Annotated in this window: 1 pseudogene; it reads right to left on the bottom strand. The window is 73.1% G+C overall.

Annotated elements, in window-relative coordinates:
- Positions 1-1,034: pseudogene (locus NQ160_RS24155) on the bottom strand (ATP-binding protein); the annotation flags it as partial.

The raw sequence follows: 1,034 nt of genomic DNA, 5'->3' as shown, positions 1-1,034 counted from the left end.
CATGAACGCCGCCGATGCGGCCAGCCCGCCGCGGGCACGTGCGCGACCCGCCGACCGCTCCAGCTCGGCGGCGGCATCCTCATCGGTGCCCTGCACTGCCTGGGCGCGGTGCCAGGCGCGGCGGTCGGGGTCGGTGTCGGGGTCGGTGGCGGCCGCCAGGGCGTCGTGCGCGCGACGCACGTCGGGCGGCGGCGCATCACGATAGACGGCCGAGCGTACGAGCGGATGCCGGAAGGTGACCCGATTGTCGACGACCAGCAGCCCGGCGGCCTCGGCAGGTGCGAGGGCGTCTTCAGCGACGCCGAGCTGCGCCGACACGCGGCACAGCAGCGCCGCGTCTCCGGTGGGGTCCGCTGCCGCGGCGAGCAGCAGCAGCTGGGTGTCGGCGGGCAGGCTGCGGGATCGGCGGCGGAAGCTCTCTTCGACGCGGCGCGGCACATCCAGAGCGCTCGGCACCTCGTATCCGCCGGCCAGCTGTGCGGCCGCCGCACTGAGTGGCAATTCGACCAGCGCAAGCGGATTGCCGTATGACTCGGCGATGATCCGCTCGAATACCCTCTCGTCGAGCGGAGCGGGCAGCCCCGACGTCAGCAGTTCCCGCGCATGCGCCTCGCAGAGAGCGTCGAGGCGCAACTGCGGCAAGTCGGCCAGCGCCGCCGGCTCTGCTGCGGCATCCTCCCGCGCGGCGTCGCGCACCGCGAACAGGAGCGCGATCCGCTCGGCTGACACCCGTCGCGCCACGAACGCGAGCACCTGCGCGGAGGCATCGTCGAGCCACTGCGCATCGTCGACGAGGCACAGCAGCGGCCGCTCCTCGGCCACTTCGGCCAGCAGGTTGAGGGTCGCGAGCCCGACGAGAAAGCGGTCGGGGGGATCGCCCGCCTGCTGTCCCAACGCCACCCCCAGCGCGGTCTGCTGCGGTTCGGGCAGGGTACGCGCGTGATGCAGCAGCGACGCGCACAACTGGTGCAGGCCGGCGAACGCGAACTGCGACTCCGACTCCACACCGACCGAGATCTCCACCCGGAACCCCG

Source organism: Microbacterium sp. zg.Y909 (assembly GCF_024626565.1).
This window is presented reverse-complemented; position numbering and strand designations above follow the sequence as displayed.